The sequence below is a fragment of the Limosilactobacillus coleohominis 101-4-CHN genome, from assembly GCF_000161935.1.
GTDB classification, from domain to species: domain Bacteria; phylum Bacillota; class Bacilli; order Lactobacillales; family Lactobacillaceae; genus Limosilactobacillus; species Limosilactobacillus coleohominis_A.
The window spans coordinates 272,421-290,012 of sequence record NZ_GG698803.1 but is presented as its reverse complement, the minus strand read 5'-3'; the positions used below and the strand labels follow the sequence as shown (position 1 = coordinate 290,012).

The following is a 17,592-nucleotide window of genomic DNA, read 5'->3' as shown; positions in this document are numbered from 1 at the left end:
GGCACTAGAAGCTACTTATCAATCGCGAATCGCGTTCATAATCATAACTTTCTCTTTATCTTTCAACTTCTTATTAAGACAGTACTGTCGATAAAGCCATATTGAATAAGATCACTCTTGGTTGTTAATAATAAATAGTACCTGGTGCACTAATCTGCTGGCTAGTCCCGACTGTTGACCCAATTTTGGGGAAGCAACATGAAAGTCAGATTAAAATACTCAAAGTACAACCGCACTATAATACACTGTCTGACACAGTGAAATTGATTCACCCAAGGTACTAGGATTTGACACTAATATTTTACTTGCGCATTCCCGGTCTGGAAATGGTTAATCATATCTTCACAGTGCTTCTCACTATAAGCATCATAATTTTTAGAGCTTAAACTTCCGGGACCCAATTTTAACTAGATTTAATTTTTAATACATATTTTTATAGTGGTTTTGTAAACCTTTGACGTATTTATATAATTAGGGAGGAAAAATTTCTATACTATATTATTTGTTCCCTTCCTTAGATTTTATAGCATTTAGAATCGTATCCGTACAATAATTTAAATCTTTGAACACTTGATGTCTTTCCCAAAAACGAATCACTGTCCATCCCATTTTTTTAAGCTCATCGTTAACTTTCCTGTCGTGTTCCATATTATAATTTATTTTCTTAAGCCAGTATTGTCGATTACGATGCACTCTTTTACCTGACTTGATTTCATCATAATTATAGCCATGCCAATATTCACCATCTACAAATACTGCAATTTTGTATTTGGTAATTGCCAGATCTGGCTTACCGGGAAGTTTTTTATAGTTGCGGAAATATCGAATTCCCTTATGCCAGATTGCTTTACCAAGAATGGTTTCCGCCTTTCCACCGGTTGAGCGGATTTTGGACATCATTTTGGAACGATATTCAGTTGTCTCCATAGTCTGCCTTCTTTTCCGTAACATGATAAATAGCCTTATTGACTGGGAACTTAATATTAGGAACCCAGATTTTATCTGACTTCCATCCTTTACCAACCACTTCGTAAAGTGTCATAACTGGCATGTCGGTAATTTGATTTCCTAAAGCAAGATCATTTGGAGAAAGCAATGCACCTGTTCCCTGAGTAATGTCACGATTTCGACGAATAATTATAACTCCTTGGCTTCTATGATCTTTTAACATATCCTGCAAAGCGGTTATGTAGTCACCGACATTAAAGTCAGCACCACCGTCAATATTTTCCAAAATACGGATAAACAATGCTAAATTAACCTGTTCTGATGGTTTATGTGCTTCAATTGGATCCAGAATATTGACAATTTTAGTGATTTCATCAAACGACTTGTTAGATGGATTAAACGGAAAGTAATTTTTGCCGCCGACAAATATGTGAACGAAACGATTATCAAGTACATTGGCACGCGTCGGTGATAATCCTTCTGGTAATGAAATAGTTATTTGAGAAAGGTCACCATCACTGCTGTCAATCTGTTGAACAATCGCATTATTAACAGAGTTGATGTCTTCAAAGAGCTTATAAAGTTCTTTACTGATATAAACAGCCATTAAATTAGCATGTCGGTCATAACCAAACATTCTACTATGTTGCCACATGGTATCAGCCTGCGGGCGCTTAGAAGAGCGTACATAGTAAATTGTTTGCAACTTAGGAAACGTGACCCCACGTCCAAGAGTATTTCCACCGATCACAATATTGCTACCAGTAGCGTAATCTTCAGCTTCAACGTGCTCTTTTCCATTAAGCATGTAGATGTTTGTAATATTAAGCAGATCAGTAGCCAGTTGTAAAAGCTGATTCTTAGTCGTTAGGCTGGCCTCTTTGGCAACTTCATCATACTCTTTAGAAAATTTAGCTTTGAAGTCGCTATTATTTTCTTGATAGGAGCTAAGGATTCTTTTTACCTTATTAGCGTATTCTTGGTGTTTAGCAACTCGGACTGATGGATGGATCATCATGTTGCATACCTTATCACCACTGTTAAACATCTGAGCGGCAACAACCAAATGATGAAGCACAGATTCTTCAAGTGGATCTGGTGTTTCATCGATGTAATGAATGCATGATGGAACTTTATTTTCTGGGAAAAAGAAGTTGCCACCAAGATATTGTTGCCCTGGAGTAAAGTAGACCGCAAAATCTGGATGCCAGGTACTATCAGCAGTTTGTAATAACAAGGCTTGGGGTGTTGCAGTTGATTGTAGGTAAATCGAACCAATAGAAAGCTGATTAATCTCATCCAGATATTTATTAATAGTGGATTGCTTATCCTTATTAACAAGGGTATTCAGTGATGAAGCATCGGCCTCGTCATCCAAAATAAATAAAGGATTTCCTGCGACGACACCAGAAGATTTCAGGTTATTGGACCATTGATGAAGTGTATGAAAATTCTTTTTTAATACAATTACCGTGGGTTTTGCCAGGTTGTTTTCATTGAATTTTTCAGTGTCATATTCACCACAAATGCAAAAATCAGGCAGGTCGTTTTGGATTCTCTCTAGTGTTTGTTTCTGTAAAGTGACGTTGTCGGTAGTAAGTAAAATAAAAAGCGGAAACATTTCGTCTGCCGCGGCGCAAATAATGCCGAACATATGCCCTGTTTTACCAGACTGAATATTGCCAAATAATAGACCGGTTTTTCGGCCACCCATGTAATCAAAGTTATTTGCAATTTTTTGATAGGCTTCTTCAGCAGTTTCTTTAATAGAATTGGCAAATTGCGGGTTTCCACTATTAGTGATATGTGATACGTAATCGTTCAGATAACTCATTTAGCTAATCTTCTTTCAGTTGGTGTGGTAAGAACGACAGGAGCCAAACATCTAGTACTTCTCCATGCTCGTTTTTAGACTTTTGAGTAGTTTTGGTAAGACTCAAGGTAGTCTTGCCATACTGTTCTAACATTTTTTCGGTAATAAGGCCTTTGAAGTCCTTATCATTTTCAACATGATCTATAGGTTTAACGATACCAGCAGCAACAAGACGGCCTTTTAACCAGTAACCCATAATTTTAAGATCATCTTTGGAATAAAAGTTCTTGTTGTGGTCACCGCATGTCCATGCTTCAAACTTCCAACCATCGTCAGTGACAACCATGAATGGTTTTTTATATTCGGGATAGCCTGGCAGAGTATATATTTTCTTTCCGTTAACGACCTCTGTTTCCCACCATTCACGTTTACGACCCTTTGCATAGCAAACATTAATATTAGATCCTCTAAACTTCTGGTCATTATTGTCCTTTGGCACCTTTAATGGAATTTCGATCGTCGTACCAGTTAAATGACGCTCGTAGGTGGCAATTTCATCCGAATTCATGCGTTGGACGTGTTCAACATCTTTTAATTTGGCATTCTCTTGACGAATTAATGGGATATTGTCTTTAACAGCGTCAATTGGCTTGCAACATGACTTATCAAGCTTTGCAATGTGATCATTTAGCTCATGAAGGCTGCTCTGTTCTTCTAAATTGATGGACATCTCATATTGCCGGCGAGTCTGAGCGTTTAATGAAATAGCTCCTAGGTTAGCCGATCCAACAATGCCGGCAAAGTCTTTTCCATCACGTGAAAAAAGATAGCATTTGCCATGATAGCGGAAAGTACATACTATATTAACTCCGCCGATACCGCGTTCTTTCCATCGATGATTCATTCTTATAAGCGTGTTAAAGATGTTTTCGGGCATTCCTTCGATAAAGTACATGCCAATAACCAGATTAATATGGCTGATATTGTATTCAGCTATAAGCCTATCGAGATCTTCAAGCGAATCCTGTGAAACATATCCAGTTGCAATTTCTACACTATCGGCTTGTTTAATATATTCGTAGAATTTATCACGAAAGTTATCTTTAGTGTTATCTGTACGAAGTGGAGGGACATTTGTATATAGAATAGACATAGCTTTCTCCTTTTTGCTGCGAAATCGAAAATATATTCATTAATCGTTTCTTTATCGCAGCTAATATGTTAAAATTATAGACAATTAATAATGTAAGGAAGGTATCATATGAGCGAATCATTAGGTCAATATTTAAGAAGCCTTCGCAACACCAAGCATATGAGCATGGCCGATGTTCGTGAACAAACAAATATAACTAATTCTCGGCTTTCTAAGTTAGAAAATAATCAGATAACCGACCCCTCAATATCAGTAATCTGCAAGCTATCCAAATGCTATGGCGTAGATGTTGTTAATGTGCTAAATGAAGCAGGCATGGATATAGATAAATCTACGCCATTTAATCATACGTCCTTCTTGAATAAAGAAGAAATAGACAGCTTACAAAGAATTATTGACTTGTTAACGAAAGAGAGATGGAACAATGAAGTATAAACTAGGTGAATTATTTTGTGGTCCAGGCGGTTTAGCCCTTGGTGCCAAGACAGCAGATATAGGTAACGGTGATCAAATTGTTCACGCATGGGCGAATGACTTTGATAAAGACACATGTGAAACCTATATTCATAATATATGTCCAGAAAATCCAGAATCTGTCTATTGTGAAGATGTTAGAAAATTTGATTTAACACAATTAACACCAATTGATGGACTAGCATTTGGATTTCCCTGCAATGACTTTTCAGTTGTGGGCAAGCAAAAGGGATTTAACGGAACTTATGGGCCTCTTTACACATATGGTGTCAAGGCGTTGAAAATATATCAGCCTAAATGGTTTCTTGCAGAAAATGTAGGGGGCATAAAATCAACAAATCAAGGCAAGGCTTTTCAAAAGATACTTTCAGATATGAAGGACGCTGGCTATACAATTGTTCCAAACCTTTATAAATTCGAAGATTATGGCGTTCCACAAGCTCGTCATCGGATTATTGTAGTAGGAATTCGTAATGACCTGGCATCCAAATACCATTATAAAGTCCCCTCTACGGAAATGTATAAAAACGTGGATAACAGTGCAAGAAATGCTATTGAAAATCCACCAATTCCAGAAAATGCATTTAACAATGAACGCACGCGTCAAACCAAAACTGTCGTTGAACGATTAAAGTATATTAAGCCGGGGCAAAATGCCTTCAATGCCGACATTCCTGACAAACTTAAATTACATGTTAAAGGAGCCAAGATTAGTCAGATTTATCGTCGACTAGAACCTGATAAACCATCATATACTGTTACCGGTTCTGGCGGAGGTGGAACTCACATGTATCACTGGTCGGAGCCACGAGCATTAACTAACCGTGAAAAAGCTCGTTTGCAAACTTTCCCAGATACTTTTGAATTTATGGGTTCCAAGGAAAGCGTTAGGAAGCAGGTAGGCATGGCTGTACCAGTACGTGGTGCGCGTATTATCTTTGAAGCAATCTTGAAGACATTTGCTGGCATTGATTATCCATCCCAAGATGCCCATATATAGTAAAGATTTTAAGTTATGATAAAAATAAAGATCAAATATTATTAAGCAAGGTTTTGACAATTCAATACCTTGCTTTTTATTTAAGGTGAACTAGATGAATATGTGTCTACCTAACTATTAGGCAAAAAATTTATATGATGCATAAACTACTATCAGCAACATTAAACAAAAATTTCCGGATGGTTGAACATAATATCTCTAGTTTCATCTCTAAGATTTATATCATTAACATTTGCCAAATCACTACTCAATCGATATGATGTGCCATCAACATCAAAAAATTCTGGATGTTTTTCAATATAGTTAGCAGATTCTCTTGAATAACCACATTTTTGTAACCAAATCCGGAACCCGTCGTGAGTCCCATATTCAATGAATTCATACCAATCATTATCTAGGCTCGGCACATTAAAATAATTTTTCATTTCTTTGGAGACTTTCAGGAAATAACTAGCAAAATCAAAAAGCAGAACGTTTTGTATAGCATATAAGGTATCATTAATGATTATATTTTTTTGAGATTTAGAATCATCAAAATCATAGTACTCTTGATTACGATATATAGCATTATGAGGATTCTCACGTTTATATTCGATTGCTTTATTAATTATGTTTCTCAAGCCTAATCCAGAAATCCATTGAATTAAGATAACTGCATACCATCGACGCTTGTTCGCATTACCGATTTTACTTTTCTCATACTGTTGCCAATTAAATATTGAGTCCAGCTGATCAAGAAAACTTAATACTTCTTGATAATTTAACTGCCCACTTTCATTGAATGTGGGATATTTTAATCCTTTCTTAATCATCAGTTTTAACTTACTAGTTTGGTCAGTTGAAATATTTACATCATTATCAAATTTTTCGCTATAGCGACTATGTAAACAAGTTAGTATTTCATGCTCCTCTTGAGGATCAATAAATTGCTGGAATTTTTTTCTAACAATACTCTGTCTATTATTTTGAATATCATTTAAATATTGAAGTACAAATTTCCTAACTGTTTTGTATTTCCAGTTTGTCCAATTAGAGAGATTGAAAAGCAATTTCAGTGTAAGATCTCCCTCAAACAAACTTTTTTTTATCAGCAATACAACTTTTTTAGTCAAAAGATCTGTATTCAATCTTTGATGTTCTATAGTCGCCTTTAGTAATTTTTTATAGTCTCTCTTATTAGCTCTTCCAGAAAATGATTCAGGTAATATTGCTAAAAATACATTTCCTATCATTGAATGCTTTAAACGACCGGTGCGTCCTACTAAATTTCTAAAATCAACAGTACTTAAGATAGCATTCCCCTTCTTATTACTGGTAATAATCAAATTATCTGCCGGAAGATTAACCCCTTCCATCAGAGTACTAGTTGAGAATAAATTCTTTATTTTTCCTGCTCTGTACGCCTTTTCAATTCTTAGTCTTACGTTTTTGGGTAAAAAAGATACATGATATGCTACGCCTTTTTTTACCAAATCAGCTAAATAATAATCCTCGTTTATTTCACTCTTTATATCTGACGATAATTTGTCCAATGTCAAATCATTTTTATCTTCTAAGCTATCAGCATATTGAACTGCTAATCCAATAGCTGTATCAATTTTGTTACAATAAATCAAATTCTGAATTCCACAATTCGAGTTATCAGAAAAAGAATCAATCAGATCAAATAAGCTTTCTTCACCTATATTTTTTAGTGGCTTTAATTGTTTACTTACTGGGTTATAAATCTGAACAGTACTATCCGTAAAATCTACCACATATGAGACTTGAACTACCGGTGAGTACTTTATTTTCCTAGCATTTTTACTTTTTTTATTGTCTCGTATTAACTCTAAATAAATATCAGGATTGGGTATGTTAGGAGAAGCAAACGAGATTCGAGAATTTCTTTCTTCCAACATATCAACTAAATTGTAATAAAACCCAGATCGAACGTCATGTTTAGAAATATTTTGTGCTTCATCAATAAAAACGAATGGCAAGTCCATGTTTGGAAACGCAATTAGTAAGTACATTAATCTTTCAGGAGTCATCACAAAAACATAATGATATCCATCATCAATACTGTATTCATTCAACTCGCTAACTGAACGAATAACTCGATATCTATTTTGAGATAAATTATTACCCAAATCATTGATAATTTTGCTAGAAATTTCGTTAATTAATGCTTTAGTTGGAACAACAAATGCATAATTTCCATTTTTATTAGTCAGTATTTGATTCTTAATATATGTTCTAGCTAAAAAGGATTTCCCCATTGAAGTAGGCGCGGAAAAACTAAGGTTACTTTCGGTCATATCAATATAGACTGCTTTCTGCTCACCTATAAACGTTTGATCATGAGAACCTGGTATTTGTAACTCCCCTTTTTTATAAGTATTCGCTAAATAATTAAGCAAAGCATCTCCAGATGGAACCGTATGTAGATCATTATTTTGAACAGAATAATTGTTTAGTGTAGATTGAATTCTTTGCTTAACAAACTTGACAGATATATCATCAGGAAATAAGTACTCCAACATAAAAATAATTTGTTGTGAAATATTTTGATGAAAATTGGATTCTTTCAGCATCCTTGAATGTGCTAGTAAGTCTGCAAACCTCATCAAATTATTTTTAGTTACTAAATCCAATTGGTGTTTTTTACCAAATACTTTATTGGAATACTCATCTAAAAGTTTTGAAAAAAGAACTTTTAAATATTTATTAGAAGTAATATCCCCGAAAAATTCTTCCATTGCTGCTTTAGTAGTTGTTTTCATCTTTTTCCCAATACCTTTTCCATTATCATTTTGCTTGTTTCAGTAACATCCCTAAATGGCAATAAATAGACATAATATGAATATTGCTTAATATTTTTATCACTTATTGCTATATTCAGTTGTTGAATAACATCCTTTAAATCATTATTAATTTGTAAATTGACAATCTCCCGCACCTTTTCGGTAGACAGTAGATTAATATCACATGATAAGTTCATTGAGTATCCTAAAAATATTCCGAAGCCATTAACTTCAAGTTCATCTTGCGGCTGTGTTGGGATAAATATACGCTTCAGGGCTTTTAAATCATCTACGGGAAACCTGTTGATAAAGTTGAAGTCCGATACCAATATAGAAGGGTTAAAGGATTGAGAGACTAAAGAACATATTCTCTCTACCGCATGTGATATTCCATCGTATACCGATGGGTATATTTTTGAAGTGCCTAAAACGATCTGATATTTATCGTTAATTTTCTTCAAATAAACGCCATCACAATCATTCTTATAATTATTAAATTCAATTTTGCTCATTAGTTTAGGTGCATTTTCTTCATTTTCAATAAAAAGATAATTTAGTAAATCACCTAAAGTATTACTGTCAACATTTAATTGAGAAGCTGCTAATAAGGTTTTACGTTGAACGTCTGCAAAGCTAATGTTTCTTTCAAGTTGATCTATTTCAGCTCTAGAATATACATAATTGCAAATATTATTTTGCAACAAACTAATTACCTGTGTGTAATCTTCTTCATACAAACTATTTCTTAGTTTAAAAGCACGGATATGATTAGGATTAGGAATGTCAAGTTTCCCCACACATATCTCCTCAAATACGGAGTCGAAATTTCTATTTGAAGACGTGAGTTTAACATCATTTAATGGGTGTCTTGCCTCTGTTAACGATAACCCTGCCACGTTAAAAGAAGCGATTTTCGTTTTAGACAGACTTTTAATATAACTGTGCGTCTCCTGATCTTCATTATCATTCTGTCTAATTGTGAAAAATAAAAAATCTGCTATGGTTTGAGCTAAATCAAAAGAGCTAGCATTTAGATAATGCCTCTTTGTGTTGTTTCCGATAGGTGTATCATCATTCAAGCTGCTATCCTTTTTTAGGCAATTCAGAAAAAAAGCGACAAATGCTAAAGGCTTCGTTATTAAAGGTACAATTTTTGTTCTGACATTTTGAATAAATCTGGCATCTTCTTCTATGTAGAAAATATTGCCAGTAATATCACGAGGTATTGAAGCAAGACAGTTCTTCATTTTTGTGGCAACTCCATTCTCCACATTATAATCAGGATTAACTAATTTAAACAAGTAATCACAAGCTACTCTCTGTTTCAAACTAGAGCATGCCCAAAAATCAGTTAGCATAATCCCAAATTTTAATCTCACCATAGTACCTCACCTGTCATTTTATGCATAATCACTCATTATAATTATAATACATTATTACTACTCATCTCTAGCACCCTACAATACGGGTGCTTTTTTTTTGAGCAAAAACAGAGCTTTTTAGAGCTTAAATATCGTTTTTTTGTAGTTATAGATTTCTTATTATCTTAATTGAAGATAGTAGTGAATATTCAGACGTGATTATTTTCCGACATTACCACCTTCTACATACTTAAATATTTAATCTGTAACCAACCATCGGAAGGACGGCTACAGTACCCAAGCGATTCAATCGTTTAGGACTGTTTAGTGCTGTCTTTCTGGTGGCTTTTAGTATGCCTTCGATTCCTTCGCTTGGGAGATCCAAGAGGAGGAATTTTTATGAAGAAATACTACGACGACCGGAACCAACTCAATATGGAGATCTCAGATGCTAAAGATGGCAGTATGCACATCAGGCTACATCAACCGACTGGGATTAAAGAAATCACAGTTACAGAAGCTGAAGGTAAAGAAATCATCGAGCTTAATCGTATTGAGTACAACGATAATCACCGTGAAACTCGGCGTCACGTTTCACTCCAAGCCTATGACCCATATGGCACCCTGGTCAAGGACGATGCCGATCCGTTGCAAGAGGTAATTAATAAGGAAGAAATGGATCAACTCCACCAGAGTATCAGTCAACTTACGCCAGCACAGCAAAAGTTACTCATGAAGAAATTCTGGGTTGGCATGAAACAGATCGACATTGCCAAAGACGAAGGCGTCAGCAAAATGGCAATTACTAAGCGGTTGCAAACCATCAAGCGGCATCTCAAGAAAATTCTTCAAAAATAATCGTTTACTTTTTCGTTTCCCATGGCCTGTAAGTGTAAGGCAGTTATTCCTTACCAAACTTAATAAGAAAGGAACAGTCAAAATGGCTAACAAAATTTCGATTTCAGTAGCCAGGCATCCCCACCAAGATGGTGTCGTCAGCATGCGTGGCATCACAATCCGTGAACGACTGCTGCGTTTACTACTCGGTCAACCACACAATCTGATGGTGATCACACCAGGTAAAGATGTTCAACAGCTAGAGATTAACGAAGTAAAGGAGGATTCCTATGAGCGTGATGAATGACCTTGATTTAAAACTCAAGGAGGCTGAAGAGCATCTTTATCAAGCCCAAAATACTATTCGGTCCATTAGAGAATTGCTTTCAGGTCATGAAGATGAATCTCAAAGCAAGAATGACCAAACAAAACGTGACCCTGTAGAAGATAAAGTAACCGTCCGCAAGATATTAGCAAAGAAGAGTGCCGAAGGATACACCGCTCAAGTCAAAGAATTACTTCATAAGTTCAACGCGAAAAAATTATCTGACGTGGATCCTAAGGATTACGAAGATCTCTATTATAGTGCGGAGGCGATTGGACAATGAGTTCGCCAACCCATCACGCACTATTATCGGCTTCCAGTGCTCATCGCTGGTTAAGCGCCCCACCATTGCCACGTTTAGAACAATACTTCCCGCACTCCACTTCCAGTGCAGCCGCTGAAGGTACTGCTGCTCATGCACTAGGCGAGTATAAGATTCACCGCTTGCTCGGCGACAAGTTCAAACGTCCCGTTTCTGATTATCAATCTGATGAAATGGAAAGTCTGACCGATGATTATGCCAGCTATGTAATCGAGCAATACAATCAGGCAAAGGAATTCGCACCTGACGCCACCATCAGAGTAGAGCAAAAACTGGACTTCTCGAAATATGTTCCAGAAGGTTTTGGTACCGGTGACTGCGTAATTGTTTCTGATCACCTACTCCATATTATCGACTTTAAGTATGGCAAGGGTGTCCGGGTAGAAGCGCAAAACAATCCCCAGATGAAACTCTATTCCGTCGGTGCACTAGAAATGTTCGGCAGTCTGTACAACGTTGATGAAGTTGAAACGACAATCTTTCAACCTCGAATGGCCAATATTAGTACCTGGACCATTAATGCTAAAGAACTAATGCACTGGGCCAATTCCGAATTAAAAGAGAAAGCCGAACTCGCATTTGCTGGCAAAGGTACCGTCCATTATGGTCCTTGGTGCCAATTCTCCGCTTGTAATGCTGTACTGCGAGCTCGTTTTGACTATCATCACAAGCTCACCCGCTTTCAACTACGGTCACCGAACTTGCTAACAGATAGTCAGGTAACCGAGGTTCTCGAGCACATCGATGATTTGAATCGTTGGGCTCACGAAATTAAAGACTATGCCGCTGACCTAGCCATTAACCATGGTAAGCAGTGGCCTGGTTACAAAATAGTCGAAGGTAGGTCTGTCCGCCATTACAAGGATGAAGCTGCCGTAGCAAAAATTGCTGAAGAACATGGCTACCATGATATTTACCAAAAGAAGCTATTACCGATTACAAAACTAGAAAAACAGGTCGGTAAGAAGAAATTCACCGAACTGTTTAGTCAAGAAATTGTTAAACCCGCGGGTAAACCAACTCTGGTGCCGGATTCAGACAGCCGCCAAAGCATAGGTAAATCAAACCCGAAGGATGAATTCAAGGAGGAAAAATAATATGTCACAACAAACTAAAGTAGTTACTGGTATCAATACTCGTCTTTCTTACGCTAACATCTGGGAACCCAAGTCCATCAATGGCGGAAAGGAAAAGTATTCGGTTAGCTTGATCATCCCTAAGTCAGATCAGAAAACGGTCAATGCAATTGAGAAAGCAATCGATACTGCTATCCAGGAAGGAATCGGTAAGTTCGGTGGTAAGAAGCCTAACAAGGCTACTCTCAAGCTACCCCTGCGCGATGGAGATGTGGAACGTGATGATGCCTACCAAGATAGTTACTTCATCAACGCTAATTCGATCACGGCACCACAGATTGTGGACAAGCATGTCCAACCAATCCTTGATCGTGATGAAGTTTACAGTGGCTGCTATGCCCGAGTATCGATTAACTTCTATGCTTTTAACACCAACGGTAACCGTGGAATTGCCTGTGGCCTGGGTAACATCCAAAAGATCCGTGATGGAGAACCACTAGGTGGACATGCTAGTGCCAGCGATGACTTTACCGCCATTGATGACAACAGCGATGATGATTTCTTAGCTTAAACCAAAAGATGGGCAGTCGACTTTGACTACCCATTTTTTGTAGAAAGGATTTCTAATGAAGCAACTTTCAATAGATATCGAAACTTATTCCAATACTAACCTGAACCAGACTGGAGTCTATCGTTATGCAGACAGTAAAGACTTTGAACTCCTGCTTTTTGGCTACGCTATCGACTTCGGTCCAGTAAAGGTTATAGACCTCACTCAGGGTGAATCAATTCCTCCTCAGGTTATTAAGGCGTTAGATGATCCTACTATTATTAAAAGTGCCTTTAACGCTCAATTTGAACGGGTCTGTCTGTCACGTTTCGTAAGCCACCGCTTAAAGCCTGCTGGTTGGCATTGCTCACGGGTATGGTCGGCTACCTTAGGACTACCCTTGTCGCTTCGTGATGTAGGTACCGTTTTAGGGCTACCACGACAAAAAATCACTGCTGGTAAAGAGCTTGTGCGCTACTTCTGTACACCTTGCAAACCTACGAAGGCCAATCAAAATCGCACTCGTAACTTCCCCTACCATGCTCCTGATAAATGGCAACAGTTTAAGCAATACAATCAGCGTGACGTCGAGGTTGAAATGGAAATCACCCAGAAGCTCGAATGCTTCCCCGTCCCACAGAATGAATGGGAAAACTACTGGATGGATCAAGACATTAATGATCGCGGTATCCGGATTGACCAACAACTGGTTAACAATGCGATCAAATGTCAAAACGTCTTCCATGACCAGTACTTACAAACTGCTAAAAAATTAACGGGTCTAGCAAATCCTAACTCTCCTTTGCAACTAAAAGACTGGCTCCATCAGCAAGGCATTAAAACTGATTCACTATCCAAAGCATCAGTGGCACAGCTATTACAAACCACTACCGGCACGGTCCATCAAGTATTAGCTCTCCGCCAGTTGTTATCTAAATCAAGTATCAAAAAGTATCAGGCTATGCAGAAAGCTATGTGCCAAGATGGTCGTGTCCATGGTCTTTTACAATTTTATGGTGCTAACCGGACGGGTCGGTGGGCTGGTCGCCTTGTACAAGTACAAAATCTTCCCCGTAATTCAATGCCAGACCTCGAAGAAGCTCGCGAATTAGTTAAGCAAGGCAACGTACCAGCACTTGCAATGCTTTATGATTCAGTACCAGACGTCTTATCACAATTGATTCGCACTGCTTTTATCCCTAGCAAAAATCATCATTTCTACGTGGCTGACTTCTCAGCGGTTGAAGCACGGGTGATTGCTTGGCTATCTAATGAAAAATGGCGACAAGAATCCTTTGCCAAGAATGAAGATATCTATTGTGCATCCGCAAGCCAGATGTTTGGTGTCCCGGTGGTCAAACATGGAATCAATGGTGAACTCCGTCAAAAGGGTAAAATTGCGGAACTCGCCCTGGGCTATGGCGGTTCTATTGGTGCGCTCAAAGCCATGGGTGCCACTAATCTTGGCCTAACCGATGATGAATTACCACCACTGGTTCAAATGTGGCGTAATGCTAGTCCTCACATTGTGCAGTTTTGGTGGGACGTTGATAAAGCAGCTAAAGAATGTATTAAAACGCACCTCCCGCAAACTACCCACGGAATGAAGTTTATTTACCGGAGTGGCTGCATGTTTCTTCGTTTACGGTCGGGACGTTATCTTTGCTACCCCCAACCTAAAATTGGCATTAACCGGTTTGGTTCTGAATCGATTACCTTCATGGGGAACAACACCGTGAAAAAATGGGATCGAATTGAAACCTATGGGGCCAAGCTGGTAGAAAACATTGTCCAAGCAACTAGTCGGGACTTGTTAGCCGGGGCTATGCGTCGCTTAGAAACAGCTGGTAATCCTGTCGTAATGCACATTCATGATGAAGCCGTGATTGATGCTCCGACAGACCGCTCGCTCGACACAATAGTTAAGATTATGACCGAAGTCCCTGACTGGGCTGATGGCTTAATCCTCAATGCTGCTGGCTTTGTCGGAGGCTTCTACAAAAAAGATTAATTTTTATGGTTTACTTCTCGCCCTCATCTGGCTTATCAGTGAGGGCTTTTTTAGTCCCATAAATTATTAAGAAAGGATCTGAATCTATGTCAGAAGCAACGCTAGCTATCGCCAAGCTACGTACCAATAAGCCTAATCCCAACTACCGACCGTTGATCTTCGTAGTCGCTCCCTTTACGGAAGTAGTGAAAAAAGATCCAGTGATCGTTCATAAGGTGCAGTCTTACTGCCGATTTGTCTATCAACATGGCGGCATTCCCATTTGTCCACAGCTTTACCTACCTCAATTTATTAACCTGCACCATTCACAGGAATTTCAAGTAGCCACTTTTATTAACATTGTGCTACTGACTAAATGCGCCGAAGCCTGGTCATTTGGTAAACCGACGCACGATATGTGCTACTTCATCCGCTTTGCCAAACGTAAAAATAAAAATATCCGCTACTTTAATAATGAAATGGAGGCCAACTAAAGATGCATTTTACTTTATCGATGGCAGGTAATTCCGGTCAGGCTAGCAATACGATCTATCCTCATCAACAAACTATCACTAACGCACAGGAATTAGAACAGGCTGCCCATTATGACCATGTCTGCGGTCAATTTACAAATAACCAACGCGCTATTGCCAACTTCATCAAAGCTGACTGCCTGATCATGGACTGCGATAACGATCATTCTGACGATCCGACTACTTGGATCAAACCTGCAAACATTGCTAACTATTTCGATGATGTTTCCTACGCCATTACTTTCTCGCGAAACAATATGAAGGCCAAGCACCATAAAACACCCCGGCCTAAGTTTCACGTCTACTTTCCGATTACTGAGATTACGGATGCTAAAACCTACGCCGAACTAAAACACGAAATTCAAGAATACTTTCCCTATTTTGATGACAATGCGCTTGATGCGGCCCGGTTTGTCTTTGGTGTGCCTAGTACTAAAGCCATCTGGCATGAAGGATCACAAGCCGTGGACAAATTTATGATGGCCCAGCGTTACTTTGCTCAGCAAAACATCGGATCAATCCATGAAGGCAAACGTAATGCAACCCTCTCACATTTTGCCGGTCGCATCATTATGCGTCTTGGCAATACTGCTGAAGCTCGTCAGGCATTTCAGGAAGAAGCTGCTAAATGTGATCCACCACTAAGCAAGCAGGAATTAAAAAACATCTGGCATAGTGCCACCAAATTTGGTCAGCGCATGGCTAGTCAAAAAGGTTATATTCCGCCTGAAGAATACAATCAGCCCAATGACGATCTACAACCGGATGATTACTCGGATACTGGTGAATCTTATGTCTTTGTCAACAACTGCAAAGAGCGGGTTTGCTATACCAACCAATCAGGTTTTATGTGGTTCGATGGGAAGGTTTGGCAGGAATCGGAACCTTTAGCTCTCGGTGAAGTCCAGCGCTTTACCGATAAACAATTAACTGATGCTCAGCTTCGTGTCACTAATAGTTATAAGAAGATTCAGCAAAATGGTGTGACATCCGCTTTGCAAGCAATGGGTAAAACAAAAGCTAGTCGTACTTTTAATGATGAACAACTAGCCGCATTCAAAGATTACGAAAATGCTAAAGCTTACGAAGCCTTTATTCTCAAGGAACGCAGCACTCGAGGTATTAACGGGATCTTAACTAATTCTCGACCAAAGCTCGTCAAAGAGATTAATGATTTTGATGCTGATCCGTTTTTATTGAACACGCCCAACGGACCTTTCAATTTAAAGAAAGGGATGCACGGTCAACAGGAAATTCAAGCTGATGAATTAATCACCAAATCCACATCCTGTGTTCCTGGTAATCAAGGAGCTTCACTCTGGCAAGAAGCACTTACTACTTTCTTCTGTGGTGACCAAGCGTTGATTAATTACGTCCAAGAAATTGTGGGACTGGTGGCGATCGGTCAGGTGTACCTGGAAGCTCTGATTATTGCTTACGGCAGCGGGAGGAATGGTAAGTCAACCTTCTGGAACACCATCGCTAATGTACTCGGCACTTATACCGGTCACCTCTCAGCTGATGCCTTGACCACTGGTGTTCGGCGAAACGTCAAACCAGAGATGGCCGAAGTCAAAGGCAAGCGGCTAATCATCTCCGCTGAACTAGAAGAAGGTAAGCGACTGAACACTTCCATCGTCAAGCAACTCTGTTCAACTGATGAAATCTATGCCGAAAAGAAATACATGAAACCTTTCTCTTTTACGCCCAGCCACACCATCGTGTTATACACCAATTACCTGCCCCACGTAGGTGGTAATGATGAAGGAATCTGGCGCCGATTGATTGTGATTCCCTTTAAAGCCACGATTGCTAAACGGAATGACATTAAAAACTATGCTCAGTATCTAACCGAACAAGCTGGTCCAGCGGTATTGCAGTGGATTATTGAGGGTGCCCAGCGAATCATTCAGCAAAATTACCAGTTAACCACCCCCGTTGCCGTAACCAAAGCGGTACGATCCTACCACGCTAATAACGATTGGCTAGGACATTTTCTTAATGAGAATTGTGAACTTGACCCCAGTTATGAACAAAAGTCAGGCGATCTTTATCAAAAGTATCGCGAATATTGTCAAAGTATCGGTGAATATATCCGCAGCACGTCAGACTTTTACACGGCCCTCAAAAATGCTGGCTTTCAACGTCAACACAAACAAAACGGTCGTTTCATCAAGGGACTGCGATTAAAAGTTAAGGCTGATGAATTCCTCAGTTGACTGTCATCGACTGTCACCCTTTACAACTTAAAAAACTTGATACATCAGTATTTACCAATCCTAATGACAGTCATGACACTCTTTTACCTTACTTGTATATAGGAATAAAAATAGAAAAAAAGAGGTATAGAGAAGAGTAGTAAATCAACTGACACGACCGTCATTAATCCTGACGAATCACTGATAAATCAACGTTTAGAAAGGA

Annotated in this window: 15 protein-coding genes; 10 read left to right on the top strand and 5 right to left on the bottom strand. The window is 38.6% G+C overall.

All coding sequences use genetic code 11. The annotated features are described in order from the left end of the window. Positions 1–498: 498 nt before the first annotated feature. From HMPREF0501_RS04615 to HMPREF0501_RS04605, 3 genes are read right to left on the bottom strand one after another with little or no spacing between them, the layout of a single operon-like run. Positions 499–927, bottom strand: a complete 429-nt coding sequence (locus HMPREF0501_RS04615; protein WP_006916698.1) for a very short patch repair endonuclease — start codon at positions 925–927, stop codon at positions 499–501. Next, positions 914–2,782 (bottom strand): Z1 domain-containing protein, encoded by a 1,869-nt coding sequence (locus HMPREF0501_RS04610; RefSeq protein WP_006916697.1) that lies wholly within the window; start codon positions 2,780–2,782, stop codon positions 914–916. Before HMPREF0501_RS04610 ends, HMPREF0501_RS04615 begins: the two co-directional genes overlap by 14 nt. 4 nt (positions 2,783–2,786) lie before the next feature. Further along, positions 2,787–3,914, bottom strand: coding sequence for a restriction endonuclease PLD domain-containing protein (locus HMPREF0501_RS04605; protein WP_006916695.1), 1,128 nt, complete (start codon positions 3,912–3,914; stop codon positions 2,787–2,789). 108 nt (positions 3,915–4,022) lie between these two features. Between HMPREF0501_RS04605 and HMPREF0501_RS04600 the strand changes: the two genes are divergently transcribed. Both HMPREF0501_RS04600 and HMPREF0501_RS04595 read left to right on the top strand, forming a co-directional pair. Beyond that, the gene (locus HMPREF0501_RS04600) at positions 4,023–4,349 is read left to right on the top strand and encodes a helix-turn-helix domain-containing protein (protein WP_006916693.1); all 327 of its coding nucleotides are present in this window, start codon (positions 4,023–4,025) and stop codon (positions 4,347–4,349) included. Next, positions 4,339–5,388, top strand: a complete 1,050-nt coding sequence (locus HMPREF0501_RS04595; RefSeq protein ID WP_006916692.1) for a DNA cytosine methyltransferase — start codon at positions 4,339–4,341, stop codon at positions 5,386–5,388. The genes HMPREF0501_RS04600 and HMPREF0501_RS04595 overlap by 11 nt, the downstream gene beginning before the upstream one ends. A gap of 161 nt (positions 5,389–5,549) precedes the next feature. On the opposite strand, the gene HMPREF0501_RS04590 is transcribed toward HMPREF0501_RS04595, so the two are convergent. Together HMPREF0501_RS04590 and HMPREF0501_RS04585 are read right to left on the bottom strand one after the other, a co-directional pair. Beyond that, positions 5,550–8,153, bottom strand: coding sequence for a DEAD/DEAH box helicase (locus tag HMPREF0501_RS04590; RefSeq protein WP_006916690.1), 2,604 nt, complete (start codon positions 8,151–8,153; stop codon positions 5,550–5,552). Next, positions 8,150–9,556, bottom strand: a complete 1,407-nt coding sequence (locus tag HMPREF0501_RS04585; protein WP_006916688.1) for a DUF1837 domain-containing protein — start codon at positions 9,554–9,556, stop codon at positions 8,150–8,152. Before HMPREF0501_RS04585 ends, HMPREF0501_RS04590 begins: the two co-directional genes overlap by 4 nt. 378 nt (positions 9,557–9,934) lie before the next feature. Between HMPREF0501_RS04585 and HMPREF0501_RS04580 the strand changes: the two genes are divergently transcribed. The 8 genes from HMPREF0501_RS04580 (at position 9,935) to HMPREF0501_RS04545 (ending at position 17,387) form a co-directional block, all read left to right on the top strand. Continuing rightward, complete coding sequence (locus HMPREF0501_RS04580; RefSeq protein WP_040455864.1) at positions 9,935–10,393, top strand: RNA polymerase sigma factor; 459 nt, start codon at positions 9,935–9,937, stop codon at positions 10,391–10,393. Positions 10,394–10,475: 82 nt separating this feature from the next. Beyond that, entirely contained in the window at positions 10,476–10,679 is a 204-nt protein-coding gene (locus HMPREF0501_RS04575; protein WP_006916685.1) for a hypothetical protein, read from the top strand. Continuing rightward, positions 10,663–10,980 carry a hypothetical protein gene (locus HMPREF0501_RS04570; protein WP_006916684.1) on the top strand — a complete coding sequence of 106 codons (318 nt, stop codon included), beginning with the start codon at positions 10,663–10,665 and terminating at the stop codon, positions 10,978–10,980. Before HMPREF0501_RS04575 ends, HMPREF0501_RS04570 begins: the two co-directional genes overlap by 17 nt. Then, positions 10,977–12,116 (top strand): DUF2800 domain-containing protein, encoded by a 1,140-nt coding sequence (locus HMPREF0501_RS04565; RefSeq protein WP_006916683.1) that lies wholly within the window; start codon positions 10,977–10,979, stop codon positions 12,114–12,116. Before HMPREF0501_RS04570 ends, HMPREF0501_RS04565 begins: the two co-directional genes overlap by 4 nt. Then, a complete protein-coding gene (locus HMPREF0501_RS04560; protein WP_006916682.1) occupies positions 12,094–12,666 on the top strand; it encodes a DUF2815 family protein in 573 nt (190 codons plus the stop codon). The genes HMPREF0501_RS04565 and HMPREF0501_RS04560 overlap by 23 nt, the downstream gene beginning before the upstream one ends. Positions 12,667–12,721: 55 nt before the next feature. Next, complete coding sequence (locus tag HMPREF0501_RS04555) at positions 12,722–14,656, top strand: DNA polymerase (protein ID WP_006916681.1); 1,935 nt, start codon at positions 12,722–12,724, stop codon at positions 14,654–14,656. 86 nt (positions 14,657–14,742) lie between these two features. Continuing rightward, on the top strand, positions 14,743–15,129 hold the full coding sequence (locus HMPREF0501_RS04550) for a hypothetical protein (protein ID WP_003672034.1): 387 nt from the start codon (positions 14,743–14,745) through the stop codon (positions 15,127–15,129). Positions 15,130–15,131: 2 nt separating this feature from the next. Next, positions 15,132–17,387 carry a phage/plasmid primase, P4 family gene (locus HMPREF0501_RS04545; protein ID WP_006916680.1) on the top strand — a complete coding sequence of 752 codons (2,256 nt, stop codon included), beginning with the start codon at positions 15,132–15,134 and terminating at the stop codon, positions 17,385–17,387. The last annotated feature ends 205 nt before the right edge of the window (positions 17,388–17,592 follow it).